Source organism: Uniformispora flossi (assembly GCF_049534875.1).
Classification (GTDB): Bacteria; Actinomycetota; Actinomycetes; order Streptomycetales; family Streptomycetaceae; genus Yinghuangia; species Yinghuangia aomiensis.
Genome location: NZ_JBMULZ010000006.1, coordinates 78,652 through 101,529 on the forward strand (window position 1 = coordinate 78,652; position 22,878 = coordinate 101,529).

Annotated in this window: 23 protein-coding genes and 1 pseudogene; 8 read left to right on the plus strand and 16 right to left on the minus strand. The window is 73.1% G+C overall.

Annotated elements, in window-relative coordinates:
- Positions 1 to 66: 66 nt before the first annotated feature.
- The 3 genes from ACPA54_RS15535 (at position 67) to ACPA54_RS15545 (ending at position 2,578) form a co-directional block, all read left to right on the plus strand.
- Positions 67 to 570 carry a MarR family winged helix-turn-helix transcriptional regulator gene (locus ACPA54_RS15535; RefSeq protein ID WP_423530044.1) on the plus strand — a complete coding sequence of 168 codons (504 nt, stop codon included), beginning with the start codon at positions 67 to 69 and terminating at the stop codon, positions 568 to 570.
- Between the two features lie 110 nt (positions 571 to 680).
- A complete protein-coding gene (locus ACPA54_RS15540) occupies positions 681 to 1,787 on the plus strand; it encodes a phosphotransferase family protein (protein WP_423530046.1) in 1,107 nt (368 codons plus the stop codon).
- A gap of 221 nt (positions 1,788 to 2,008) precedes the next feature.
- Positions 2,009 to 2,578: a hypothetical protein gene (locus ACPA54_RS15545; protein WP_423530048.1), complete on the plus strand. Its 570-nt coding sequence runs from the start codon at positions 2,009 to 2,011 to the stop codon at positions 2,576 to 2,578.
- A gap of 70 nt (positions 2,579 to 2,648) precedes the next feature.
- Here the strand turns inward: ACPA54_RS15545 and ACPA54_RS15550 are convergent, their stop codons facing one another.
- Entirely contained in the window at positions 2,649 to 3,245 is a 597-nt protein-coding gene (locus tag ACPA54_RS15550) for a TetR/AcrR family transcriptional regulator (RefSeq protein ID WP_423530597.1), read from the minus strand.
- Positions 3,246 to 3,501: 256 nt separating this feature from the next.
- Here ACPA54_RS15550 and ACPA54_RS15555 point away from each other — a divergent pair, with 256 nt between their 5' ends.
- A complete protein-coding gene (locus tag ACPA54_RS15555) occupies positions 3,502 to 5,781 on the plus strand; it encodes a glycoside hydrolase family 3 C-terminal domain-containing protein (protein WP_423530050.1) in 2,280 nt (759 codons plus the stop codon).
- A 120-nt stretch (positions 5,782 to 5,901) separates the two neighbouring features.
- Here ACPA54_RS15555 and ACPA54_RS15560 read toward each other — a convergent pair whose 3' ends face one another.
- From ACPA54_RS15560 to ACPA54_RS15610, 11 genes and pseudogenes are all read right to left on the minus strand, one after another.
- Positions 5,902 to 6,537, minus strand: a complete 636-nt coding sequence (locus ACPA54_RS15560; RefSeq protein ID WP_423530052.1) for an alpha-ketoglutarate-dependent dioxygenase AlkB — start codon at positions 6,535 to 6,537, stop codon at positions 5,902 to 5,904.
- A gap of 118 nt (positions 6,538 to 6,655) precedes the next feature.
- Positions 6,656 to 7,405: a chromosomal replication initiator protein DnaA gene (locus tag ACPA54_RS15565; protein WP_423530053.1), complete on the minus strand. Its 750-nt coding sequence runs from the start codon at positions 7,403 to 7,405 to the stop codon at positions 6,656 to 6,658.
- A gap of 82 nt (positions 7,406 to 7,487) precedes the next feature.
- A pseudogene (locus ACPA54_RS15570) lies at positions 7,488 to 7,583 on the minus strand (MerR family transcriptional regulator); the annotation flags it as partial.
- Positions 7,584 to 7,684: 101 nt separating this feature from the next.
- Positions 7,685 to 8,488, minus strand: coding sequence for a TIGR03084 family metal-binding protein (locus tag ACPA54_RS15575; protein WP_423530055.1), 804 nt, complete (start codon positions 8,486 to 8,488; stop codon positions 7,685 to 7,687).
- A 182-nt stretch (positions 8,489 to 8,670) separates the two neighbouring features.
- A complete protein-coding gene (locus tag ACPA54_RS15580) occupies positions 8,671 to 8,886 on the minus strand; it encodes a dodecin (protein WP_345676149.1) in 216 nt (71 codons plus the stop codon).
- Positions 8,887 to 9,084: 198 nt separating this feature from the next.
- Positions 9,085 to 10,809 carry a DNA polymerase/3'-5' exonuclease PolX gene (gene polX / locus ACPA54_RS15585; protein ID WP_423530057.1) on the minus strand — a complete coding sequence of 575 codons (1,725 nt, stop codon included), beginning with the start codon at positions 10,807 to 10,809 and terminating at the stop codon, positions 9,085 to 9,087.
- 83 nt (positions 10,810 to 10,892) lie between these two features.
- Positions 10,893 to 11,765: an NAD-dependent epimerase/dehydratase family protein gene (locus ACPA54_RS15590; protein ID WP_423530059.1), complete on the minus strand. Its 873-nt coding sequence runs from the start codon at positions 11,763 to 11,765 to the stop codon at positions 10,893 to 10,895.
- A gap of 31 nt (positions 11,766 to 11,796) precedes the next feature.
- The gene (locus ACPA54_RS15595) at positions 11,797 to 12,909 is read right to left on the minus strand and encodes an NAD(P)/FAD-dependent oxidoreductase (RefSeq protein ID WP_423530060.1); all 1,113 of its coding nucleotides are present in this window, start codon (positions 12,907 to 12,909) and stop codon (positions 11,797 to 11,799) included.
- 40 nt (positions 12,910 to 12,949) lie between these two features.
- Positions 12,950 to 13,444 carry a carboxymuconolactone decarboxylase family protein gene (locus tag ACPA54_RS15600; RefSeq protein ID WP_423530062.1) on the minus strand — a complete coding sequence of 165 codons (495 nt, stop codon included), beginning with the start codon at positions 13,442 to 13,444 and terminating at the stop codon, positions 12,950 to 12,952.
- Positions 13,445 to 13,553: 109 nt separating this feature from the next.
- Positions 13,554 to 14,036: an RrF2 family transcriptional regulator gene (locus ACPA54_RS15605; protein WP_423530064.1), complete on the minus strand. Its 483-nt coding sequence runs from the start codon at positions 14,034 to 14,036 to the stop codon at positions 13,554 to 13,556.
- Between the two features lie 49 nt (positions 14,037 to 14,085).
- The gene (locus tag ACPA54_RS15610; RefSeq protein ID WP_423530066.1) at positions 14,086 to 15,201 is read right to left on the minus strand and encodes a threonine aldolase family protein; all 1,116 of its coding nucleotides are present in this window, start codon (positions 15,199 to 15,201) and stop codon (positions 14,086 to 14,088) included.
- Between the two features lie 249 nt (positions 15,202 to 15,450).
- On the opposite strand from ACPA54_RS15610, the gene ACPA54_RS15615 reads away from it, so the two are divergent.
- The 3 genes from ACPA54_RS15615 to ACPA54_RS15625 all read left to right on the plus strand — a co-directional run bounded on the left by ACPA54_RS15615 (position 15,451) and on the right by ACPA54_RS15625 (position 17,689).
- On the plus strand, positions 15,451 to 16,551 hold the full coding sequence (locus ACPA54_RS15615; RefSeq protein WP_423530068.1) for a hypothetical protein: 1,101 nt from the start codon (positions 15,451 to 15,453) through the stop codon (positions 16,549 to 16,551).
- Positions 16,552 to 16,767: 216 nt separating this feature from the next.
- Positions 16,768 to 17,355, plus strand: coding sequence for an RNA polymerase sigma factor (locus ACPA54_RS15620; protein WP_423530599.1), 588 nt, complete (start codon positions 16,768 to 16,770; stop codon positions 17,353 to 17,355).
- Positions 17,356 to 17,365: 10 nt separating this feature from the next.
- Entirely contained in the window at positions 17,366 to 17,689 is a 324-nt protein-coding gene (locus ACPA54_RS15625; RefSeq protein ID WP_423530070.1) for a hypothetical protein, read from the plus strand.
- A gap of 102 nt (positions 17,690 to 17,791) precedes the next feature.
- Here the strand turns inward: ACPA54_RS15625 and ACPA54_RS15630 are convergent, their stop codons facing one another.
- Positions 17,792 to 18,568 (minus strand): sigma-70 family RNA polymerase sigma factor, encoded by a 777-nt coding sequence (locus tag ACPA54_RS15630; protein WP_423530072.1) that lies wholly within the window; start codon positions 18,566 to 18,568, stop codon positions 17,792 to 17,794.
- Positions 18,569 to 19,907: 1,339 nt separating this feature from the next.
- On the minus strand, positions 19,908 to 20,690 hold the full coding sequence (locus ACPA54_RS15635; RefSeq protein ID WP_423530074.1) for a hypothetical protein: 783 nt from the start codon (positions 20,688 to 20,690) through the stop codon (positions 19,908 to 19,910).
- 154 nt (positions 20,691 to 20,844) lie between these two features.
- Here ACPA54_RS15635 and ACPA54_RS15640 point away from each other — a divergent pair, with 154 nt between their 5' ends.
- Positions 20,845 to 21,075: a hypothetical protein gene (locus ACPA54_RS15640; RefSeq protein WP_423530076.1), complete on the plus strand. Its 231-nt coding sequence runs from the start codon at positions 20,845 to 20,847 to the stop codon at positions 21,073 to 21,075.
- Positions 21,076 to 21,084: 9 nt separating this feature from the next.
- Here ACPA54_RS15640 and ACPA54_RS15645 read toward each other — a convergent pair whose 3' ends face one another.
- Both ACPA54_RS15645 and ACPA54_RS15650 read right to left on the minus strand, forming a co-directional pair.
- A complete protein-coding gene (locus ACPA54_RS15645; protein WP_423530078.1) occupies positions 21,085 to 21,834 on the minus strand; it encodes a class I SAM-dependent DNA methyltransferase in 750 nt (249 codons plus the stop codon).
- Between the two features lie 310 nt (positions 21,835 to 22,144).
- Positions 22,145 to 22,528, minus strand: a complete 384-nt coding sequence (locus tag ACPA54_RS15650; protein WP_423530080.1) for a hypothetical protein — start codon at positions 22,526 to 22,528, stop codon at positions 22,145 to 22,147.
- Positions 22,529 to 22,878 lie beyond the last annotated feature (350 nt).

A 22,878-nucleotide genomic window follows, 5' to 3' on the forward strand; every position in this document is an offset into this window, starting at 1 on the left:
GCGAGTGAAGCAGGATCGGCTGCAATTTCCCATGCTTGCAACTTACAAATATGAGGATGTGGGCCGATGGGGCCGAGCGGGCAGGACGTGGAGACCGAGGCGCCCGAGGACGTCTGGGACGCCATCGGCACCCGGCTCGTCGACGCCGTGCTGCAGTTGCGCCGCAGTCGGCCGAGCAAGCTCCTCCAGCGCGACCTGTACCTGGTGGACGGCACGGAGCTGACCCCCGTGCAGGTCGACGCCCTGGAGTGCCTGGCGACGCGCGGCGACTGGCGCATGCACGAACTGGCCGCCCGGCTGGGCGTGGACCCGTCCACGGCGACCCGGACGGCCGACCCGCTGGTCCGCCTGGGCCTCGCCGAACGCGCCCCGGACCCGGCGAACCGCCGCTACGTGGTGGTCCGCCTCACCGCCGCGGGCCGCGGCGTGACCGCCCGGATCACCGGCGCGCGGCTCGCCCTCATGCGCGAGGTGCTGGCGCCCATGGCACCGGACGACCGGCTCCGGCTCACCGAGCTGCTCGGCCGCTACATCGACCTGGTCGAGGCGTACGCGGAAGGTGCACGCTGACCGGCCCCGATTTGCTTGACTAAGTCTTGTATGTGTGGTCCCATGCGGCATGCTCCGCGGCACCGCGGGGCGCGCCACGGCCCCCCGGTCGAGAGGAACCACGGCACAGCATGAGCGAGCAGAACGGCGCCCTCCGCCCCAAGACGTCGACCCGCGACGCCGGCGAAGCCCGCGCGGCCTTCGCCGACTGGCTGCGCGCCCGCACCGCGGACCCCGCGGCCGAGGTCGTCGACCTGGCCAGCCCGTCCGCCAACGGCATGTCCAGCGAAACGCTGCTGGTGACCGTGCGCACCACCGCGGGCGGCGAACAGCGCCTCGTCGTGCGGCTCGCCCCGCCGGAAGGCGCGGTGCCGGTGTTCCCGACATACGACCTCGCCGGGCAGTTCGAGACGATGCGCCTGGTCGGCGAGCTGACCGACGTGCCGGTGCCGCCGGTGCTGTGGCACGAGCCCGACGCGGGGCCGCTGGGCACGCCGTTCTTCGTGATGGAGCGCCGCGACGGCCGCGTGCCGCCCGACGTCATGCCGTACGTGTACGGCTCCTGGGTCACCGAACTGCCGGAATCGGACCGCGCGCGCATGCAGGACACGACCGTCGCGACGATCGCCGCCCTGCACGCCATCCCGGACGCCGCGACCCGGTTCGCGCTCCTCGACCGCGAGCCGGCCGACGGCCGGTCCACGCTGCGCCGCCACGTCGACGCGACGCGGGCGTACGCCGACTGGGCGATGACGGACCACCCGTCCCCGCTCATCGAGCGCGGGTTCGCCTGGCTGGAGGCGAACTGGCCCGCGGAGGAAGGCCCGACGGTGCTGTCGTGGGGCGACTCGCGGGTGGGCAACATCATGTACGGCGAGCCGGTCCCGGAGCCGGTCGCGGTGCTGGACTGGGAGATGGCCGCGCTCGGCGTGCCGGAACTCGACCTGGCGTGGCTGGCGTACCTGCACCGCATGTTCCAACTCGGCGCCGAAGCCCGCGGCATAGCCGGGCTGCCGGACTTCCTGCGGTGGTCCGACATCGCCGACCGGTACCGCGAACTCAGCGGCTACCAGCCGCGCGACGAGGACTTCTACCGTGCGTATTCGTCGCTGCGGATGGCGGTCATCACGCTGCGGACACAGTTGCGGGCGGTGCACTTCGGCGAGATCCCGATGCCGGACGACGTGGACGATCTGATCCGCGCACGGTCGGATCTGCCGGGGCTGATCGGCGGTTGATCCGCGGTCGATCTGCGGTCGATCTGCGGCCCTGCTGCCGTCGCTCCGCCACCGATGAGGTGAACGTGGGTGCGGGGTAAGGGGATTCACCCGCACCGCAATTGCGGTTGCTGTGTCATTGCTCACGACACGTATCCGCAACCGCACTGTCTGCGTGTCGCGTAGGTGGATCTTGTGCGGTGCTTCCGCCGTACGAGATCCACCGAACGGAGTCCCCCCAGATGCGTCCCCACGTTCTCCGCCGCCCCGTCGTCGCCCTCGCCGCGGGTGCCGCGCTCGTCCTCGGCGCGACCGCGTGTTCGTCCGACGACAAGAAGTCCGACGACGGCAAGGCATCGTCGTCGGCACCGGCCGCACAGCCCTCCGCCTCGGCCGCCACCTCGGCGCCGGCCGCCGGTTCCAACACGCCGTCGTCCGCCGCCACCGGCGGCACCGGCAAACCGGCCGGCGGCGCGACCCCGTCCACCAAGCCGACGCACACCGGCACGCCGTCCGGCAGCGGCACCGAGCGGACCCTCGAAGGCGCGGTCAAGTACCTGGCGCCCGGCAAGTACACGATCGACGACCAGGAGTTCCTCCTCGCCGCCGACACCAAGGTCACCGGCGGCGGGGCGATGTGCCCGGGCCCCGGCGGCATGAGCAGCAAGGACGCCAAGGGCTACGGCAACGTGCCGTGCACCGGCGACAAGTTCGAGGCGACGGCCAAGGACGCCGTGCAATACGCGTTCATCGTCAAGGTCACCCTCGACAAGAACGGGATCGCCAACACGATCACCGAGAAGATCGGCTGACCCGCACAAACCTGCCGGCACCCGGCGGGCGCCTTAGCCGTGTCCGGTGTGAAGAGCCACGGGACGCGGCCTACAACGGCACGGTGAGCTGCCGCTGGATGTGCGCGCGCAGGGTGCCGGCCATGTCCGTGGCCGGGTCGTACAGCCACTGGACCTGAAGCCCGTCCATCAGCGCCAGCAGCTGCCGGGCGGCCGTGGCCGGGTCGACGCCCGCCACGAGGTGGCCCTGGCCGCGGGCGTGCTCGTAAGCGGCCGTCGTCGCGGCGATCACCTTGCGGTAGCGCTCGGCGAAGAACGTATGGGCGGGATGATCCGGCGTCGTCGCCTCCGCCGCCAAGGACGTGAACAAGTCCACGACGACGCGCCGGTCCGCGTTCAGGGCGGCGATCTCCACCAGCCGCCGCAGCCCCTCCACACCCACCGGGTCGTCCGCGGCCATGCGCGCGCTGTCGTCCTCGTCGCGCTGCTCCAGCACCGCCAGCAACAGCGCTTCCTTGGTCGGGAAGTGGTACTTCAGACCGGGATGGGACACGCCGCAGCGCGCGGCGATCTCCCGCAAGGACGTCCCCCGGTAGCCGGACTCGCCGAACAGGGCGACGGCCTTCTCCAGGATCTCGCGCTGCCGGGCGCGCCCCTTGGCGTATCCGCGGTTCGCTTCGGCGGTCATCGTCGGTCGGCTCGCTTCCTCGCCCGGGTACGGGGACATGCGGATTCTCTCCCAGGGGTACCGGGACCTCCCGACCACCCGGCATTCTCCCGGCATTCAGGATCTCCCGCCCTCCTCGCATCCGGGGCCGCCCGGACCCTGGGCAGAATTTCTACCATGTGGTAAGTATTGCTCGACAGCCAGGCCGCACCCGGTCGGCGGGACACCGACCGCCTGCCTGCCTTCGGCCCGCCGCCTGCCACCACGGAGGAAACGCATGACGACCACACCTGCGCGGCTGGACATCCCCAAGCTGCTTGCCGACCTCACCCTGGAAGAGAAGGCCGCCCTCCTCGACGGCTCGGACTTCTGGCACACCGAACCGATCGAGCGGCTCGGCATCCCCGCGCTGATGGTCACCGACGGCCCGCACGGCCTGCGCAAGCAGCCGGAGGAAGGCGACCACCTCGGCCTGCTGGACAGCGTCGAGGCCACGTGCTTCCCGCCCGCCGCGGGCCTCGCCTCGTCGTGGGACACCGGACTGCTCGCCCGGGTCGGCGAGGCGCTGGGCCGCGAGTGCCGCAGCGAGCGCGTATCGGTGCTGCTCGGCCCGGGCGTCAACATGAAGCGCTCGCCGCTGTGCGGCCGCAACTTCGAGTACTTCTCCGAAGACCCGCTGCTGGCAGGCGAGTTGGGCGCGGCTCTGGTGAACGGCCTGCAGTCGCAGGGCGTCGGCGCGTCGCTGAAGCACTACATGGCCAACAACCAGGAGACCGACCGCATGACGGTCTCCGCCGACATGGACGAGCGCACCAAGCGCGAGATCTACCTGCCGGCGTTCGAGACCGTCGTCCGCAAGGCGCAGCCGTGGACGATCATGTCCTCGTACAACCGCCTCAACGGCACCTACGTCGCGGAGAGCCGCGAGCTGCTGACCGAGATCCTGCGCGACGAGTGGGGCTTCGAAGGTCTCGTGGTGTCCGACTGGGGCGGCGTCAGCTCGCGCCCGGAGTGCGTGGCGGCGGGCCTGGACCTGGAGATGCCGTCGTCCGGCGGTGCCGGTACGGCGCTGATCCTCGACGCCGTGCGCGACGGCCGGCTCAGCGAGGCCGACGTCGACCTGGCCGTCACCCGCGTCCTCACGCTGGTCGACCGCTCGCTGTCGGCGCTGGCCGCGGGGGCGGAGACGTACGACGCGGACGCGCACCACGCGCTCGCCCGCGAGGCGGCCGCCGCGTCCGCGGTGCTGCTGAAGAACGAGGGCGGCATCCTCCCCCTCGACGCGGACAACGGCGGGACCGTCGCCGTCATCGGCGAGTTCGCCCGCACCCCGCGCTACCAGGGCGCCGGGTCGTCGCAGGTCAACCCGACCCGTGTGGACAGCGCCCTGGAGGCGCTGCGCACCGCGCTCGAAGGCCGCCGCGAGGTCGCCTTCGCCGCGGGCTACGCGATCGAGTCGGAAGCCGCGGACCCCGCGCTCGTCGCCGAGGCGGTCGCCGCGGCCTCGGCCGCCGACGTCGTCGTGCTGTTCCTCGGCCTGCCGCCGTCGTACGAGTCCGAGGGCTACGACCGCGCCCACATGGACCTGCCCGCCCACCAGGTCGAGCTGCTGCACGCCGTCGCCGACGCCAACGCCCGAGTCGTCGTCGTGCTGTCCAACGGCTCCGTCGTGTCCGTCGCGCCGTGGCAGGACCGCGCCTCCGCCGTCCTCGAAGGCTGGCTCCTCGGCCAGGCCGGCGGCAGTGCCGTCGCGGACCTGCTGCTCGGCACCGCCAACCCGTCCGGCCGCCTCGCCGAGACCATCCCGGTCCGGTACGAGGACAACCCCACGATCGGCGCCTTCCCCGGCGAACTCGGCCACGTCCGCTACGCCGAGGGCCTGCTCATCGGCTACCGCTGGTACGACGCGCACCGCATGCCGGTCGCCTACCCGTTCGGCCACGGCCTCTCGTACACGGACTTCCGCTACGACGGGCTCACCGTCACCGTCGAGGACGGCGCCGACCCGCGGGTGACGGTGTCCCTCACGGTCACCAACACCGGCGACCGCACCGGGACCGAGACCGTGCAGGTCTACGTGACCGACCCGGAGTCCGGTGTCTACCGCCCGGAGCAGGAACTCCGCGCCTTCACCCGCGTCACCCTCGCCCCCGGCGAGAGCGCGCCGGTGGAACTCGTCCTGGAGCGCCGCGCGTTCGCCTTCTGGCACCCGACGGTGAACGCCTGGACGGTCGAGGGCGGGGCGTTCGGCATCCGCGTCGGCTCCTCGTCGCGCGACATCCGCTGCGAAACCGTCGTCGACCTCGCCGGCGACGGCCTGCGGCTGCCCCTCGCCGCGGATTCCACGGCCGAACAGTGGCTGGCCCACTCCCACGCCGGCACCTGGCTCCGCTCCACCTTCGGCGATTCCCCGTTGGCCGCCGCCCTCGGGGACCCCGACCACGGCCGGATGCTGCGCGCCATCCCCCTGTCCCGCCTTGCCCGCTTCCCCGGATTCCCGGTGGACGACGTCAAGATCGCCGAGGCGCTCGAGAAGTTCAACGGGACGCAGGGCTGATTCGCGGGGGTTCGACGCCGGGGGCGACCTGGTGAGTCACGGGGCCGCCCGGCAGCACTCGGTGCTGCCGGGCGGCCCTTTTGCGTCCTCCGCGCCGTGGAGCTGGTGGCCGGTGCGGGCTCAGGCCACGTTCCGCGGGCGGAACTGGACACTGATACGCGGACCCGCCGCCCGAGTGGTCTTCGGGACGGCGTGCTCCCACGTGCGCTGGCAGGAGCCGCCCATGACGACCAGGTCGCCGTGCCCCAGCGGCAGGCGCAGGGGCTCGGCGTCGGCGTCCCGGCGGCAGGGGCGCAGCGCGAGGTCGCGGGGCGCACCGAGGGACACGATGGCCACCATCGTGTCCTCGCGGGCGCCGCGGCCGATGCGGTCGCCGTGCCAGGCGACGCTGTCGCGGCCGTCGCGGTAGAGGCACAGCCCGGCGCTGACGAACGGCTCGCCGAGTTCCGGTGCGTAGTGCGCGGACAGGGTGTCCCGCATGCGCGCCAGCTCGGGGGCGGGGAGCGGCTCGTCCACCCGGTAGTAGGCGAGCAGCCGGGGGACGTCGACGACGCGGTCGTACATCTGCCGCCGTTCGGCCTGCCACGGGACCTCGTCGGCAAGACGCTCGAACAGCGCATCGGCCCCCGTGATCCACCCGCGCCGGACGTCCACCCACGCCCCGTCGACCAGCCGCGTCCGCACGGTGCCGGCGAGCGAGCCGATGCGGATCTCGTCGCCTTGGTCGAGCAGGGAGGCCTGGAGGTAAACGGACATATAGCCGATGCTAGCTCATGAACTCGAACGTGCGTTCTAGACGGGGGTGAGTCCCGCCATCAGGCACAACGCGGCCACCGCGCACCAGGTCACCGCTCTCGTTCGTCGGCTACTCCACTCAGAGCTTCGGTTCCAAACCGGCTTTCCGTCCCACCCGCTGCTCCCCGGCACCGGTCGCCCGGGCGCCGGGGGCGGCGGGCGCGCGCTTCTCCCGCCCCGCGCGGTTCTCGACCGGCGGTCCGGAGAATCCGCGGGCGGGCGGGCCGTCGGGAGTGGAGCCGCGGGACTTGCCGGGTTCCGGGGTCGCCGGCCGCGCTTGGGGCGACGCGGGCCGCTCCGTCGGCGCGGACTTCTCGGGCGCGGACTTCCCGGCCGCGCCCTTGTCGGCATGGAACCCGGCCGCGAACCCGCGATCGGGCCGGAACGACAACGGAACCCGTTCCGGAGCCGTCCGCTCGACGACCCCCGGACGGATGTTCCCCATCGGTCCGTCCTGGGCCTGGAATCCCGCCGGATAGAACTGGCCGTCGATGTCGAGCCGATCGGCGAAGGGCACGGGAGGCACAAAGCCGGCCGTCGGTTCCCCTTCCGCGTCGGTCAACGGCTGCAACGGCCCGGGATCGTCAGGCACTCCCGCGGCAACTTCGGCATCCGAACGGAAGCCGGGCCCGCCACGCAACCCGGCCCCGTCCTGACCGCGCACGGCAAGGGGCCGGTCCGGCTGAAAGCCGTAGGGGACGGCAGGACGCTGCGGCTCTTCCACGTCCGCCTGGGTGCCATCGGGCTCAGGGGCTTCCTGGGGTGCATCTTCAGGTGCGTCGCTCATGAGACGATCTTGCGCCGCCTGATGATCTTCCCGCCGGGTCAAGTCCCGTCGGCGCGAAATCCCCGCCGCGCCCGCGGCGGACCATCAGCAGTGGTCTTCGACGTAGACCATGCGGCGATCGGCGGCGGCACGGAACTCGTGCGCCAGGTAGCGGGTAGTGGCGCAAGGTCCGGGCGGTGACGCCCGCCATGCGGGCCACGTCCGCGATCGGCCAGTCCATCACCGCTCCTGCCGCTGTGTCGCCGGGCCGGTCGTTCCGGCCCCGGTCACGACGTGAGGAGCTGCCGTAGCGGCAACTTCAACCCCGAGAGCCGACGCGTCTCACCGCTCCCCCGCCGCCGTCGGCTCCCGTCCCGCCCCCGGCGGTCCGGCGAAGGCCTGCGCGACCGTCAGCCACTGCTCGGCGACCGGGCCCGTCGCCTTGATCGCCAGGTCGGACGGGTGGCGGCGCTGGGTGACCAGCAGGCAGAAGTCCTCGGCGGGGCCGGTCACGCGGTCGGCCGCGGACTCGTCGCCCCAGGTCCACAGGGTGCCGTCCGGGGCGGTCAGTTCGACGCGGACCGGGACTCCCGGGTCGGGGAGGCCGTGGGCGGCGAAGGAGAAGCCGCGGGTGCGGATGCCGATGTGGGCGATGTGGTGGAGGCGGGCGGTGGGCCGGCGGCGTTGGCCGAGCGCGTCGGCGACGTCCTGGCCGTGTGCCCAGGTCTCCATGATCCGCGCGGTGGCGAGCGATGCCGGTTTCATGGGCGGGCCGAACCACGGGACCGGGGTGTCCGGGGCGACGGCGGCGAGGGCGTCGGCGAGTTCCGCGCGCCCGGCTCGCCATGCGGCCAGCAGGGCGACGGCGCCCTGACGGGCGCCGTCGTCGGCCCCGTCGTCGATGAAACGCGCACCGTCGCGCCGCCGGGCTTCCTCGGCCATGGCGGTGAAGTCCGCGGGTGCGGTCACGGCCCGGACCGCCCACGCGTCGGTCCACGCGAGGTGGGCGATCTGGTGGGCGATCGTCCAGCCGACCGCCGGGGTGGGCAACGCCCAGTCCGCGGCGGGGAGGCCGGCGACGCGGGCGTCGAGGTCGGCGCCTTCCGCGGCCAGGTCGGCGAGCAGTCGGTCGAGCAGCACCAGCATCCACCTCGGTCCGGGTCGCCTACGGGTCCTCCGGACGGCTCACGGGCTCACCGGGTCACAGGTTCGCCGACGCCGCCGCCGGATCCCGCTCATCCTCCGCCGCCGCGTTCCCGGAGACAACAACCGGAGACAACAACCGGAGACAACGACCGGCGGCACGGCCCGGCGAAACGGCCAGGGCCTCAGCCCGCGTCCTCGAGCCGGAAGCCCACCTTCAGGCCCACCTGGTAGTGCTCGACCTCGCCGTCCGAGATCTGCCCGCGGATCTGCGTCACCTCGAACCAGTCGAGGTGCCGGACGGTCTGCGACGCGCGGCTGATGGCGTTGCGGATCGCGGCGTCGAGGCCTTCGTGGGACGAGCCGACGATCTCGGTCACCCGGTAGACGTGGTTGGTCATGGTGCTCTCCCGGACTTGCGGCACGAGGACGGACCCAGCAAGGACATCCCCGACGAGGACGGACCCGAAGGGCAGGCCGGCAGGCGACCGAAGACGCCGGAACGACGCCCGGATCCGCACGCGCGGCGGATCTGTCCAGTACACGCCGCACCCCCGGCCCCCGCAAAAGCACCACGCCCGCCACTGCCCGCAATTCCCTCACGAACCGCCCTTCCGGACGAACCGGCGCAGCTTGGCGAGCGTCCACGTGTTGATCACGTCGTCTTTCTCCAGCCAGCCGCGCTGCGCGCTGCCGACGCCGTAGCGGATGTACGGCAGGTGCGTGGTCGAGTGCGAGTCCGAATCGACGGCGAATTTCACGCCGTGGCGCTTGGCGCGCAGGATGTCCTCGTCGCGCAGGTCGAGGCGCTCCGGGTGGGAGTTGATCTCCAGCGCGGTGCCGGTCCGGGCGCAGGCATCGAAGACGGCGTCCCAGTCGGCGTCGATGCCGGGGCGTTTGCCGATCCGGCGGGTGGTGGGGTGGCCGATGATCGCGACGTGCGGGTTCTCGCAGGCGCGGATGAGGCGCTTGGTGATGTCGGCGCGGTTCTGGTTGAAGTGCGAGTGGATCGACGCGACGCAGATGTCGAAGCCGGCCAGGATGTCGTCGGGCCAGTCGAGGCCGCCGTCCGGGGCGATGTTGAGTTCGGTGCCGTGCAGGATGCGCATCTTGCCGTACTGGCCTTGGAGTTCGGCGATGCGTTCGCGTTGCGCGAGCATCTTCTCGGTGGTCATGCGCTGCATGACGAGGTCGGGCGCGTGGTCGGTGACGGCGTAGTAGGCGTAGCCGCGGGCGTGGGCGGCGGCGAGCATGTCTTCGAGGGAGGACAGGCCGTCGGTGAGGTTCGTGTGCGTGTGCAGGTCGCCGCGGATGTCGGCTTCGGTGACCAGGTCGGGGAGTTCGCCTCGTTGCGCGGCTTCGATTTCGCCGCGGTCTTCGCGGAGCGGCGGCGGGATCCAGGGGAGGCCGAGGCGGGCGTAGACCTCTTCTTCGGTGCGGGACGCGAGTGTTTTGCCGCTTTCGGCTTCGAACAGGCCGTACTCCGAGAGCTTGAGTTTCGCGCGGACGGCGAGTTCGCGGGTCCGGATGTTGTGGGCCTTCGATCCGGTGAAGTACTGGAGTCCGGCGCCCCACGATTCCGGCGGCAGCACACGCAGGTCGACCTGCAGGCCTTGGTCGGTGCGGATGGACGTCTTCTTGTCGCCGTGGCCGATGACTTCGGCGGTGTGGGGGAGGCCGACGAGGGCGGCCATAAAGGGGGCGGAGGATTCGGCGGCGACGAGGATGTCGACGTCGCCGATGGTTTCGCGCATGCGGCGCAGCGAGCCGGCGTAGGTGCAGCTTTCGCAGCCGTCGATCGCGGAGAGGTCGGCGACGATCTGCTCGGCGACGTCCATGGCCTTGTTGATGAGCCTGCGACCGCCGGCCTTCTTCAGGACGTCGATGCTGTGCAGGATGTTCTGCTCGGTCTTCGGGCCGAAGCCTTTGAGGCCGCGGAGGCGTTCGGCGCGAATGGCGGCGGCGAGGTCGTCGACGGAGGCGATGCCGAGTTCGTCGTACAGCATCATCGCTTTGCGCGGGCCCAGGTTGGGGATGGCGGTGAGTTCGCGGACGCCGGGCGGGATGGCGGCGCGGGCTTCGTCGATGAGGGCGACGCGGCCGGTCGTCAGGTACTCCTCGACTTTGTCGGCGATGGACTTGCCGACGTTGGGGATCTCGCGCAGGCCCTTGGCGTCGAGGGTGGCGATGTCGGCGTGGTAGCCGCCGACGGCGCGCGCGGCTTTCTCGTAGGCGCGGGCTTTGAACGCGTCGCCGCCGGTGATGGCGAGCAGGTCGGCGTATTCCTGGAGCAGTGCGGCAGCGTCGTCGTTTGCTCGTGGCATACGTCCAGGGTGCGTCGCGGCCGCCGGGCGGGCACCCCGGGCAGCGAGGTGCCCGCGCGGCGGTCGGGTGTCCTTCGCTGCGGTCAGGCGTCTTGTGCGGCGAAGCCGGTGCGCCAGCTCGGGTACTCCGGCTGCCATCCGCGCGAGCGGGCGAGGGTGTTGTCGGCGCCGCGCGCCCACGCGGGTCCGCCGCGGGTCGCGGGCGGGGCCGGGACGCCGAGGGCGCCGGCGAGGGCCGGGAGCCAGTCGCGGCCGGGTGCCGGTTCGTCGTCGGTGATGTTGACCGGGCCGCCGGGCCAGTCGAGGGCGGCGACGGCGGCGCGGGCGGCATCGGCGACGTGCACGAACGAGGAGACCGCGTCGTCGGCGTCGAGGGCGCCGAGGAACGCGGCGGCGGGGCGTCCGGCGAGCGCGTCGGCGACCGGGCCGCCGGGCGCGTACCAGGTGCCGGGGCCGTAGAGCAGCCCGTAGCGCAGGACCACGGCGGTGGGGAGTTCGGCGGCGGTGTCCTCGAGGGCGCGCACCGCGGCGACGGTGCGGGCCCGGGGTTCGTCGGCGGTGTCGTCGAGGGGGACGGATTCGGTGGCGGGGGTGTCGCCGGGCGGGTAGGCCCAGGCGATGGACTGGACGACGATCCGGTCGACGCCGGCGGCCGCGGCGGCGTCCACGAGGTTGCGGGTGCCTTCCCGGCGCAGCCGGGAGTTGGCGGCGCCGTCGGCGGCGGACAGGTCGGTCAGCTGGTGCAGGACGGCGTCGGGGCGGGCGTCGGCGACGGCGCGGCGGAGCGCGGCCGCGTCGTAGACGTCGACCTCCGCCGCGTCGGCGCCTTGGGCCCGGATCGCGGCGGTGCCGTGCGCGGTACGCGACGTGCCGGTGACGTGGTGCCCGGCGGCGTGGAGCAGGGGGACGGCCAGGCGGCCGACGGCGCCGGTGGCACCGGCCAGGAAGACGCGCATAACGGTGGTCCTTCGGGGCGGTCGTGCTCGGTCAGGTCAGCACGGGCCTGGGGCCGAACGGGGGCAGGGACGCGGTGCGGGCTTCGGCCACCGCTCGGGTGACATCGGCCGTGACGAGGTCGTGGTTGAGGGCGGCGGCGATCGCCGAGCCGTGCGCGGCGGCGGTGATCACCTGGGCGCGCGGGTCGACGGCGTTGCCCGCCGCCCAGACGCCGGGGACGCTGGTGCGGCCGGACGGGTCGACGGCGACCCAGCCGTCCGGGTTGCGGACGCAGTCGACGGCGTCGAGGAGCCCGTCGTGCGGTTCGAAGGTCGGGCCGGCGAACACCGCGGTGCGCGGGACGACGCGCCCGTCGGCGAGTTCGACGCCGCGGAGCCTTCCGCCGTCCGCGACGATGCGCTTGACCTCGCCGTCCTCGATGCGGATGCCGCGGGCGGCGAGGCGTTCGCGGTCCGCCGGGGACGGGTCGGTGCCGTGGGCGAAGTAGACGGTGTCGGGCGACCACTGGCGGACGAGCAGGGCGTGCTCGACGGAGTGCGGCTGGGTGGCGAGGACGCCGAGGGGTTGGTCGCGGACTTCGTAGCCGTGGCAGTAGGGGCAGTGCAGGACGTCGATGCCCCACCGGTCGCGCAGTCCGGGCAGGTCGGGGAGGTCGTCGCGCAGCCCGGTGGCGACGACGACATGGCGGGTGGTGAGGACGGGCCCGCCGGCCAGGTAGACGGCGAACTCGGGGTCGGTGCCGGTGTCGTGAGGGTCGAGCCGGCCGCGCGGGACGATGTCGTCGACGTGGCCGGTGAGGATTTCGACCCCGTAGCGGGCGATCTCGGCACGGCCGACGGCGAGGAAGTCGGCGGGCGGCATGCCGTCGCGGGACAGGAAGCCGTGCATCTGCGCGGCGGGGGCGTTGCGGGGCTCGCCGCCGTCGACGACGAGGACCCGGCGGCGGGCGCGGCCGAGGACGAGCGCGGTGCTCAGACCGGCGGGGCCGGCGCCGATGATCAGGGCGTCGTAGGCGGGGTGGGGGGTGTGGGCGGGGGATTCGGTGGTTGCGGCGGTTGCGGCGGTTGCGGCGGTTGCGGCGGTTGCGGCGGTTGCGGCGGTTTCAGGGTCGGCATCGGGAACGTTCGTGATCCGGTCGCTCATGGCGATCACCTCCGACGCCAGAGTGCGTGCGGCTTGCGCCTCAGACAATGTTTGTTGCCGTTTCCGGGAAACGGGGGGTGGCCGGGACGGCCGCGCCGCGGAACGAGCCCGCGACCTGGCGGGTCGCGGCGTTGATCCGGTTCCAGGCGTTGACGGAGGCGATGGCCATGACGAGGTGGGCGAGGGCGTTCTCGTCGTAGTGCGCGGCGGCTTCCGCCCAGACCTCGTCGGGGATCCCGTCGGAGGTGTCGGCCAGCCGGGTCATGGCTTCGGTGAGACGCAGGGCGGCGCGTTCCGCCGGGTCGTACCAGGGCGCGTCGCGCCAGCCGGCGACCGCCCAGATCCGCTCGGGGCTCTCCCCCGCGCGGTGCAGCCGCTCGGCGTGCATGTCGAGGCACACGGCGCAGCCGTTGATCTGACTGGCGCGGACGCGGACCAGTTCGAGGGTGGCCTCGGGGAGCACGGCGGCGACGGCGGTTTCGAGTGCTTCGAGGCCGCGGTAGGCGCCGGAGGCAAGCGTGAAGACGTGGGGCATGCGAGCCTGCATCATATTTTCCTATCCTCGATAGTTGATATCCGGAATATGGTGCCGCCGAAGCGCCGCCGTCGAGCAGCGGGTTGCCTGCCCCGGCGCCGCGGGCCGGCTACTTCAGCTCGGCGAAGCGCCGCCGGTACGCTCCCGGGCTCCCCGGCGACGCCGCCTCGACCTCGGCGCGCAGCTCGGCGAGCGTGCGTGCGGCGAGTTCGCGGCGCCAAGCGAGTTCCGCGCGGCGCATGGTCCTCGAGATCGCGCAGTGCTCGCGGTAGTCGACGCCGTCGCGTCCGGTGGGGCCGTTCCGCAGGATCTCCTGGCAGCGGAACGCCTCCTGCGGCCCCTCGATCGCGGCGACCACGTCCATCACGGTGATGTCCGCCAGGTCGCGTGCGAGCCGGAATCCGCCCCGCGGCCCGGAGGACGAGGTGAGGATCCCGGCCCGGACGAGGGCTTGGAGCTGCTTGTTGAGGTACGCGGGCGGCAGGTCGAAGATCGCCGCAAGCTTCGCGGCCGACACTGCGCCATCCGCCTCGGCCCATGCCAGGTTGAGGCAGCTGTGCAGCGCCCATTCGACGCCTTCACCCATCTGCATATCTGGATAGTACATGTCCGGGATAGCGGAGCCGCCACCCCTTTTCCGGTCACTCCTCGGCCGCCGCCCGCCGGACGAACTCCCCGAACGCGTCCGCGACCTCCCCCTCCGTCCACTGCAACGCCGGTTCCGCCACCGTCACTTCGGCGAGCGAGAGACCCGGGGCGGTCGGCTCGTGCCAACCGGCGATCAGCCATTCCCCCCGCTCCGCGGCGAACTCCAGCGTGAGGCGCTCAAGGAGTTCGGCGCGGTACGGCAGCCGGATCTGGAACTGGTGGGTGTGCGGCTGCGCCGGGTGGACGTGGGCGCCGGGGACGGAGGCGAGCGCGGCAGCCACCGTCTTGGCGTGGGCGACGCGGGCCGGGAGCAGCGGGAGGGCGTCGTCGAGTGCCGCGAGGCCCTCGGCGGCGACCGGCCACATCTGGAAGGGGAGGCCGCCGTAGCGGTGGCGCCAGACCGCGGCCTGATCGACGAACTCCGCGGGACCGGCCAGGCACGCGCCGGAGGCGGCGCCGAGGGACTTGTAGAGCGAGACGTACACCGAGTCGAACAGGTCCGCGATCTCCGCGAGTCGGCGGTCGTAGAAGGGTGCCGACTCCCACAGCCGGGCGCCGTCGAGGTGGAGGACGGCGTCGCGTTCCCGAGCGGCGTCGACGAGTTCCGTCAGCTCCTGCCACGACGGCAGCGTGAAGCCGCCCTCGCGCAGGGGAAGTTCCACGAAGACCGTGCCGACCGGCTCGGCGAGTCCGCGGATGTCGGCGGCGGTGAGCTGGGCATAGCCGCGGTGCACGACCACGGGACGCAAGCCCGACACGCTGGTCACCGCACCGCTTTCGTGGAGGATCGGGTGCGCCAAGTGGTGCATGGCGACCGCCGGAGAGCCGGTGCGCTCGGCCCAGCAGCGCAGCGCGACCTGCTGCGCCATCGTCCCGGTCGGGAACAGCAGCGCGGACTCGGTGCCGAGGAGTCCGGCGACCCGCTCCTGGAGGGCGTCGACCGGTCCCCCGTCGCCGTAGAAGTCCGGTGTCCCGCCGCTCTCGCCGAGCGCCGCGGCGGTGCGCGCGAGCCGCTCGGCGGGAGTGACCGGGCGGATTCCGGAGAGGATGCGCGGGCAGCCGCGCATGGCGTGGAAGCGGGCGGTACGGGCGTCCGTGGCGAGCGTCATCACGCCATCATGCTCGGTCGGCGGACCGGCGGCGGAGCCCGCGGCGCGAGCCCCGCCACGCCGGATCTTCGCGGGGCCATGGGAATGCCGGGGACACGGCCCGCGCTAGGTTCGGCACGAGAACCGCGGCGTGCGGCGGCACAGGGACTCGACGCGGTTCGACCGATCGGCGGAACGCGCGGGCGGCCCGGTCGCGGGCGCGCGTACGGTCTCACCCTCACATCGGACGGGCGAACGCGAAGGAACAACGTGCGCGAGCTGACAGGCGTCGTCGGCGCCGTGATCGTGCTGGGCATCTTCTCGTCGGTGGTGCGGACCCTGGTCATTCCGCGCCCGACGCCGTCGCGGTTCACCCGAGTGGTCGAATACGTGACGTACTGGCCCTTCCAACTGGCCGCCGACCGCTGCACCTCCCCCGAGGCGAAAGACCGCGTCCTCGGCCCCATCGCCCCGCTGGCGATCCTGCTCACGCTCGTCTCGTGGCTCACCGCCTTCCTGTTCGGGTACGCGCTTCTCGAAATCGCGGTCAGCAACCTGCGCATGCCCGCGGCGCTCAGCGAGGCCGGGTCCTCGCTGTTCACCCTCGGCTTCGCCAGCGGCGACCGCGGCCCGCTGACCGTGGTCGACTTCGCCGCGGCCGCCACCGGGCCGATCACCGTCGGGCTGCTGGTCGGCTACCTGCCGACCCTGTACGGCGCGTACGCCCGCCGCGAAACCGAGGTCACCCTGCTCCAGTCGCGCGCGGGCGACCCGCCGTGGGGCCCGGAAATCCTGGCCCGCTACGCCCAGGTCGAACTCCTCGACAGCCTGCCCGAGTTGTTCCGCAACTGGGAGCGGTGGGCAGCCGAGGTGAGCGAAAGCCACACCACCTACCCGGTGCTGGTCCGCTTCCGCTCGCCGCGCGCGTCGCGGAACTGGCTGGTCGCGCTGCTGGCCGTCCTCGACGCGGCGGCGCTGCAGCTCGCGTTGAACCCGTCCCGGCCGCAGGCGGAGGCGCGGTTGGGACTGCGCGCCGGGTTCGTGTGCCTGCGGGAGATCGCGGACAGCCGCGGAATCCCGTACGACGCGGACCCGTCGCCGATAGCGCCGCTGGAACTGACGTACGAGGAATTCGTGGCCGGCATCGACCACATGAAGCTCCAGGGCTTCCCGATGGAACGCAGTCCACAGGAGGCCTGGCCGCAGTTCCGCGGCTGGCGCGTCAACTACGAGAGCCTCGCCTACCGGCTGGCCCGCGACATCGACGCCGTGCCCGCGCTCTGGTCGGGCCCGCGCCGGACGAGCGCGGCGCCGGTCGCACCGCGGACACCGGTGGACCGGAGGCCGGTGGGGGTGGGCAACGAGAAGTAGCGGTCGGGGTCGGGGTCGGCGTCGGCCTGGTCGGCGGCGTCGGCCCCGTGGGCGTGAATCCTTTTCGGGTCCCGCCCCCTCTTATCCGTGAACCGACGGACGTCGGTCGGGAAACGGAGGCTGCGGTGGTCATCGCGATCGGTGTGGGCGTGGGTTTGGTGCTGCTGTGCACGTGCATGGTGGTGGTGCGGCGGAGGCGGGGATCGCGTGGGTGACGTGACGGGGACGGCGGCTTCGCCGTCGGCGGCCTGGCCCGGGGACCGGTTGGTCGCGGCAGCGCAGGGCGGCGACGTCGACGCCCTCGCGGCCCTGGTGTCCGGCGCACACCCGAACGTGCGGCGCTTCGCCCGTTCGCTGTGCGCGACACCGGAGGACGCCGAGGACGCGGCGCAGGAGGCACTGATCATCCTGTACCGCAAGATCGGCATGCTGCGGGCGTCGGGCGCGCTGGCGTCGTGGATGTTCCGGATCGTCCGCAACGAGTGCCTGCGGCGGGCGAAGACCATGCTGCGGGAACGTCCGCTGGTGGCGGACCCGACAGCGGATGCCGACGGCGGCGCGGCGGTGGAATCGGCCGAGGAAGAGGCGCTGCGGCGCTTGGAAGCCGGCCTGGTCGCGGAGGCCGTCGCCGCGCTGCCGTTGGACCAGCGCCGGGTGCTGATCATGCGCGACATCCAGGGCTACAGCGGCCGGACGGTCGCCGCGGCGCTGGGCCTCAGCACCGCGGCGATGAAGTCCCGCCTGCACCGGGCCCGGGCGACGGTCCGGCAGGCACTCGACAGGCCGGCCGATGCGGGGGCGTGAGGAGACGGTGATGGCGGGAACGAAGACGGACACGACGCGCGAGGCCGGGGCGGACGCGAGCGCCCCGCCCGGATCCGGTGGGCCGCCGGACTTCGCGAGCGCGTCCCTGCCGCGGCATCTGCTGCGCGGCGGGCTCGGGTTCGGCGCGCTGGCGGGGGCGTTCGCGCTGCTGCCGGTGCTCGGGCCGGTGAGCCTGCTGCTGTTGCCGGTGGGGCTCGTGGCGCTGCGCGGCTGTCCGATGTGCTGGGCGATCGGGCTGGCACAGACGGTGTCGCGGGGGCGCTTGCGGAAGTCGTGCGAGGACGGGCGGTGTTCGCTTTCGCGGGCGGGGTGACGGGCCTCTGACGGGCTCTGACGGGCTTCTGACCGGCTTGCTTGGGGCTCGGGAAGGTGAGGTGCGGCGGCGGCGCGGGTGCGCTCGCCGCCGCACGGTGTTTCAGGCCGCGTGCGGGATCGCAGGCGGTCGGGTGATCGGGGTCGGTTGCCGGGCGGCAGGGGTGACGGGGGTGGGGGTGACAGGGGTCTGGGTCACGGGGTTGGGGGTGACGCGGGTGGGGGTGACGCGGGTGGGCTTGGCCGTTGTCGCCGGGTGGTCGTCGCCGCGCAGGGTGCCGAGGAGGTCGGCGCGGGCCCGGGACACGCGCGAGCGGACGGTGCCGACCGGGCAGGCCAACGCGGCGGCGGCTTCCGCATAGCCGAGCCCTAGGACCTGGGTCAGCAGGAACGCGGCGCGGCGGTCCGGATCGAGCCGCCGGCACAGGTCGGCCAGCAGGATGCCCTCGTCGAAGCCGGGCAGGCCGGTGTCCTGGGCGAGTTCGACGAGGCGCGGCCAGTCCCCCGCGTCGACGGTACGCGGCCGGGCCGCGGCCGCCCGCAGCCGGTCGACGGCGACCCGGCGGGCGATGGACAGCAGCCAGGTGCGGGCCGACGATGCGCCGGTGAACCGCGGCAGCGCCGTCCATACGCGCAGATAGGTCTCCTGGGTCAGGTCGTCGGCCGCCTGGGGGTCGCTCAGGTAGGCGAGGAAGCGCCACACGTCGGCGCGGGTCGCACGGACGAACGACTCGGCGGACCGGAGGCATCCGGCGCCCGCGGCCAGGGCGAGGGCGGTGATGTCGGGGTCGTCGGCGCGGGTGGTGGGACGGTCGGCGGGGCGGTCTGCGGGGCGGGATCCGGCCTGGGTCGGCCGGGAAGAGTGGTGGGTGGCGGGCATGCTCCACGTCCTGGAACTGTGCGCGGTCGTGGCCGCCGGGAGGGCGGGGCGTCGCGCGGATGGGTGGGGGCGTGGGGGCCGTTGGGGAGCGGGGCGGGCGGCCGGGTCCGGGTGACCGGGCGGCGTGGCCGCGGTGGGACTCGGGCGGACCGACGCGGGCGGGACGGGGCAAGGTTCCGAAACCGACGCAGGCGCAAGTCGCTTCCGAACGCCGGTATCCGATACCGGAGCCGTCGGCGCCCGACTGCGGAACCCGACGCACAACCGGCACGGGCACCTGGCGGGCACCGGAGGCCGGGACGGCGTCGGCGGGCGCGTGGTCCGGTCGGGTCGGCTCGGGCTCGGCTCGGGCTCGGACCCGGCCCGGACACGGGCTCGGACCCGGCTCGGACTCGGCTCGGGCTCGGGCTCGGACCCCGGACCCGGCTCGGACTCGGCTCGGGCTCGGGCTCGGACCCCGGACCCGGCTCGGACTCGGCCTGGGCTCGAACCGACGAGGTACAGCCGCCGATACGAACCCGGCTCGGCACGAAACCGCACCTGCGCACCGCCCCCCGACACGATGTCCGACGCCGTGACGCACCGCCGAACACACCCGACCCGAACCCGACGTTCGCGTCATGCCGGACTGACGCGTGGATGCTCGACAGTCCCGGTCGCGGAATCCGTCCCGAACGCCGACGCGGTCGCGGACCGCGCCTCGGACACCAACCAGCCTCCGACCACGCCCCGCACACCGACCAGCCACGGAATCCGTCTCCAACGCCGGCCCGGTCGCGGACCGCGCCTCGGACACCAACCAGCCTCCGACCACGCCCCGCACACCGACCAGCCACGGAATCCGTCTCCAACGCCGGCCCGGTCTCCCGCCGGACCGCGTGGTCCTGCGGGGCCTGCTGACGTCGCGTAGCCCGGCCGCGCGCAGGCGGGATTCGGTCCCGTCGTCGCGGCGGGTTCGAGCCCATCCGGGAGTTCGCGTGGCCACCGGCGGCCTGCCGCGGGCGGTCTTCGGGCGTCCCGGAATCGGTCCGAGTCGGCCTACGGTCGTCTCAGACCCGGTCCGAGCCGATTCGCGATGCGGGCTCCCGCGGCGCGGACACCGATCGTTCGGCACGCCCCAGCCGTCGGACTCGCGCCGAGGCGCGGGCGGATCGTGCCCGCGAAGGCGGTGATGCCCTCACGTGCCCGGCTCGATTCCGGTGTGCCACGTCCGTCGGCGCGTTTACCCCTGTCGGTGCAAACGCGTCCGCCGGCGGGTCCGACCTCGTCCCTGCGTATACGTCCGTCGGTGCGTACGCGTCCGTCGGCCGGTCCGGCCCCGTCGACGCCGAGGCGTCGCCTACGTCCCCAAAACGGCCGGGCCCCATGGCGGCCCGCGGCGCCGTACCGGTGTGCGGAACCACGGCACCGCGACCGGTTCTTCCGCGGCTCGCGGCGCGCGGCGCGGGCTCGGCCACGGGGCGACCGTGGGTCGGCTCCAGGCCAGGAACAGGGCGACGGCGCCGCGGAGCGGCAGCGTGATCAGGGTGGCGACGCGGTGTAGCGCGCGCTCGCCGCGCCACAGCCACACCGCGGTGAGCAGCGCGGCCGCCGCGTGCAGGAGCAGCATCATGCCGCTGCTGCCGTGGTTCATCGCGGCGTGGGCGGCCGGCTGCAGACCTGCCGGGTGGCCAGGGCCGGACACGCCGTGCCCCGGGCCGAACGCGGGCGGGTTGGCGGCGAGTGCCGGGTCGAGGCCCATCGCGGCGAGGATCTCCGCGGCCGAACCGCGGTGGCTGCCGTGCGCGGGGGCCGTTCCGTCGTTGCACAGCAGCATGCGGAGCCACTGCGCTTCGATCTGATCGGGAGTCAGGGACGCGCTGGTGGGAGCGCGTTGGGCCCACGTGAACAGCGTGTGGAGTGCGGCTTGGGCAAGCAGCAGCCCGGTGCCGATGGCGGCGATGCCGCGTTCGCGCCCGGCGGCCGTCCACGCGACGACGGCCAGGACGAGGCCGGCCCCGGCCGGCGCCCACCAGGCCACCGGCGCACCGGACGCCATGGCGTGTCCGACCAACGCCAACGTGACGCATACGGCCGCGAACAGGGCGGCGCGTGCGGTGCGGAGCGGTGACCGGACAGGCATGGTGTGCCCATGCTGCCATCCGTATCGCCCGTTCGGACCAGCGGGGACACCGTGCCCGGCGGCCGTGAACTGCGTTGGAGTCGGCGGGAACTGTTCGGTGCCGGCATCCGACTACCTGGCGACATGCGGCGCGTTCCGGAAAGGCGGCAGAGCGATGGCGGCTTCGTGGGAGGGATACCGGCGTTCGGCGGCGTTCGTCGCGCTGATGCTGTGGGTGTTCGCGACGGCGCTGGTGGTCGGCCGCCTGGTCGGGCCGTCGTCGGACGGTGCGGAGGACCCGCTCCCCCGGCCGGGGCAGCCGTCGACGTCCGTCCCGGACAAGAAGGACGGCTCGGGGCACAGCCATGCCGCCCCGGGGTCCGCCGCGGTCCGGCTTCCGGTGTGATCCGCCCGGTCAGCCCCGGGCTTCGACGACGAAGAACAGGAAGCACGGGGTGGTCGCGAGGCGTTCGAAGTCGTCCGGGAACCGTTCGCGGACGGCCGGGTCGGGCCGCGGTTCGCCGACGACCGAGAGCCGGAAGCCCGCGGCGGCGAACGCGTCGATCATCCCCTGCAGCGACTTGCGCCAGAACGTCATCGGGACGGGCTTTCCGTCGGGTCCCGGCCATTCGAAGGAGTAGGGCGTGGTCGCAAAGTAGTCCGGCCGCGGGTCGCCGAACGTATAGGCGACGAACGGGTGATCGACCGAAGCGATCAGCCGCCCGCCGGACTTCAGCACGCGCCGCAGCTCGGCCAGCGTCGGTCCCCAGTCCTCCAGGTAGTGCAGGACGAGCGAGGCGACCACGTCGTCGAACGCCGCGTCGGGGAACGGCAGTGGGTCGCGCAGGTCGGCCACGTGCAGGTCCGCGTCGTCCCCGAGCCGCCGCCTGGCGAGCGCGAGCATCCCGGCGCTGGCGTCGATGCCGGTGACGACGGCGCCGCGGTCGCGGAGCGCGGCGGAGAGCGGACCGGCGCCGCAGCCGGCGTCCAGGATGCGGCGTCCGGCGACGTCGCCGACGAGGGCGAGGGTCGCGGGGCGCTCGTAGTGGGCGTTGACGAGGCTGTCCTCGGTCGCCGCCGCGTAGGCCTCGGCGAAGGTGTCGTAGTCGTTGACCGCATCCGTGGTCGGCGTGGGCTGTTCAAGCGCGTTGCTTACACGATCCATCTCGGCAACCTAGCGGTTTCCCGCGGCTGCCACGCGAGTTCGACGGCCGGCCCGTCACCCGTACCCGACGCTCGCCGACACCAACATCGCCCGGGCGGGACTGCGCAGCTGGGCTCTCAACCTCCACAACACCCTCGGCGGCCAGGGCACCTACGCAGCCACGGTCGCCATCAACCTGATAATCGGCGCCGTGGCCCCGGAGGGCGTGCCGCATCGCGCACCGGACGACATCGCCCTCGACTACGGGACGCTGCACGTCGAGCGCGCGACGGCGGAACACACTATCGGCGGCTGAGCGACCACGCCCGCGTCAGTTCGGGTGGTACGTGCTCGCAATAGCGTTCACCCACATCACCATCACGACCAGCCCAACGGACCACACCGCAACGGCGCCGTACCGCAGCGCCCGAAGGCGGGTGAACATCGCGGCCGTCCCGCCGACGGCCAGGACCGGCCCGCCGGTCCACGGAATCTGCGAGCACAGCATCTGCCCGCGCGCCGTGCAGATCAGCCCCTCGGCGGCCGAGTTGCACGGATCACTCGCCATCGCGGCCAGCGGGAGCAGCATCATGAGCACTCCCGTCGCGAACCAGAGCACCAGCAGCGTCGGAATCACCAGCATCTTGCGGCCTTTGCCGTTCCACCGCACAGCCTGCCCGGTACCGCGGTAGGCCTGCTCCCCCGTTGTCGTCATGCCTTCAGCGTCGCCGAGCGGGACGGTGTCCGGCAGGTTCCGGATACTCAACCGGGCCGACGGCGTACTCAGGTTCACGCATCGGCTCAGGCGGGGCATCACGGGTCCGGCATCGTCCGAAGCCCCGTCGAGCCCGACGTCACGACGGTGTGACAACTCCTACGGCTCGAACTTCGGCTCCTGGCCGCCGTCGGGGCTTCGGGGGCCCCGCCTGCGGTCGTTCGGGTCGGCGGGCGGATGCCCGCGGCCCGCCTGCTCGCGCGCCCCTCGTGAAGGGGCTTGCGGCGTACGGGGCTTGGCCGGCTCGCCGGGCCCGGATCCCGCGACCGCCTCGCTGATGGGGGAGTATC

What these genes read in the sequence shown, in the direction of transcription:
- ACPA54_RS15535 (WP_423530044.1), top strand. Translation starts at nt 67, where the DNA reads ATGGGGCCGAGCGGGCAGGACGTGGAGACCGAGGCGCCCGAGGACGTC.
- ACPA54_RS15540 (WP_423530046.1), top strand. Translation starts at nt 681, where the DNA reads ATGAGCGAGCAGAACGGCGCCCTCCGCCCCAAGACGTCGACCCGCGAC.
- ACPA54_RS15545 (WP_423530048.1), top strand. Translation starts at nt 2,009, where the DNA reads ATGCGTCCCCACGTTCTCCGCCGCCCCGTCGTCGCCCTCGCCGCGGGT.
- ACPA54_RS15550 (WP_423530597.1), bottom strand. Translation starts at nt 3,245, where the DNA reads ATGACCGCCGAAGCGAACCGCGGATACGCCAAGGGGCGCGCCCGGCAG.
- ACPA54_RS15555 (WP_423530050.1), top strand. Translation starts at nt 3,502, where the DNA reads ATGACGACCACACCTGCGCGGCTGGACATCCCCAAGCTGCTTGCCGAC.
- ACPA54_RS15560 (WP_423530052.1), bottom strand. Translation starts at nt 6,537, where the DNA reads ATGTCCGTTTACCTCCAGGCCTCCCTGCTCGACCAAGGCGACGAGATC.
- ACPA54_RS15575 (WP_423530055.1), bottom strand. Translation starts at nt 8,488, where the DNA reads ATGCTGGTGCTGCTCGACCGACTGCTCGCCGACCTGGCCGCGGAAGGC.
- ACPA54_RS15580 (WP_345676149.1), bottom strand. Translation starts at nt 8,886, where the DNA reads ATGACCAACCACGTCTACCGGGTGACCGAGATCGTCGGCTCGTCCCAC.
- polX (WP_423530057.1), bottom strand. Translation starts at nt 10,809, where the DNA reads ATGCCACGAGCAAACGACGACGCTGCCGCACTGCTCCAGGAATACGCC.
- ACPA54_RS15590 (WP_423530059.1), bottom strand. Translation starts at nt 11,765, where the DNA reads ATGCGCGTCTTCCTGGCCGGTGCCACCGGCGCCGTCGGCCGCCTGGCC.
- ACPA54_RS15595 (WP_423530060.1), bottom strand. Translation starts at nt 12,909, where the DNA reads ATGAGCGACCGGATCACGAACGTTCCCGATGCCGACCCTGAAACCGCC.
- ACPA54_RS15600 (WP_423530062.1), bottom strand. Translation starts at nt 13,444, where the DNA reads ATGCCCCACGTCTTCACGCTTGCCTCCGGCGCCTACCGCGGCCTCGAA.
- ACPA54_RS15605 (WP_423530064.1), bottom strand. Translation starts at nt 14,036, where the DNA reads ATGCAGATGGGTGAAGGCGTCGAATGGGCGCTGCACAGCTGCCTCAAC.
- ACPA54_RS15610 (WP_423530066.1), bottom strand. Translation starts at nt 15,201, where the DNA reads ATGACGCTCGCCACGGACGCCCGTACCGCCCGCTTCCACGCCATGCGC.
- ACPA54_RS15625 (WP_423530070.1), top strand. Translation starts at nt 17,366, where the DNA reads ATGGCGGGAACGAAGACGGACACGACGCGCGAGGCCGGGGCGGACGCG.
- ACPA54_RS15630 (WP_423530072.1), bottom strand. Translation starts at nt 18,568, where the DNA reads ATGCCCGCCACCCACCACTCTTCCCGGCCGACCCAGGCCGGATCCCGC.
- ACPA54_RS15635 (WP_423530074.1), bottom strand. Translation starts at nt 20,690, where the DNA reads ATGCCTGTCCGGTCACCGCTCCGCACCGCACGCGCCGCCCTGTTCGCG.
- ACPA54_RS15640 (WP_423530076.1), top strand. Translation starts at nt 20,845, where the DNA reads ATGGCGGCTTCGTGGGAGGGATACCGGCGTTCGGCGGCGTTCGTCGCG.
- ACPA54_RS15645 (WP_423530078.1), bottom strand. Translation starts at nt 21,834, where the DNA reads ATGGATCGTGTAAGCAACGCGCTTGAACAGCCCACGCCGACCACGGAT.
- ACPA54_RS15650 (WP_423530080.1), bottom strand. Translation starts at nt 22,528, where the DNA reads ATGACGACAACGGGGGAGCAGGCCTACCGCGGTACCGGGCAGGCTGTG.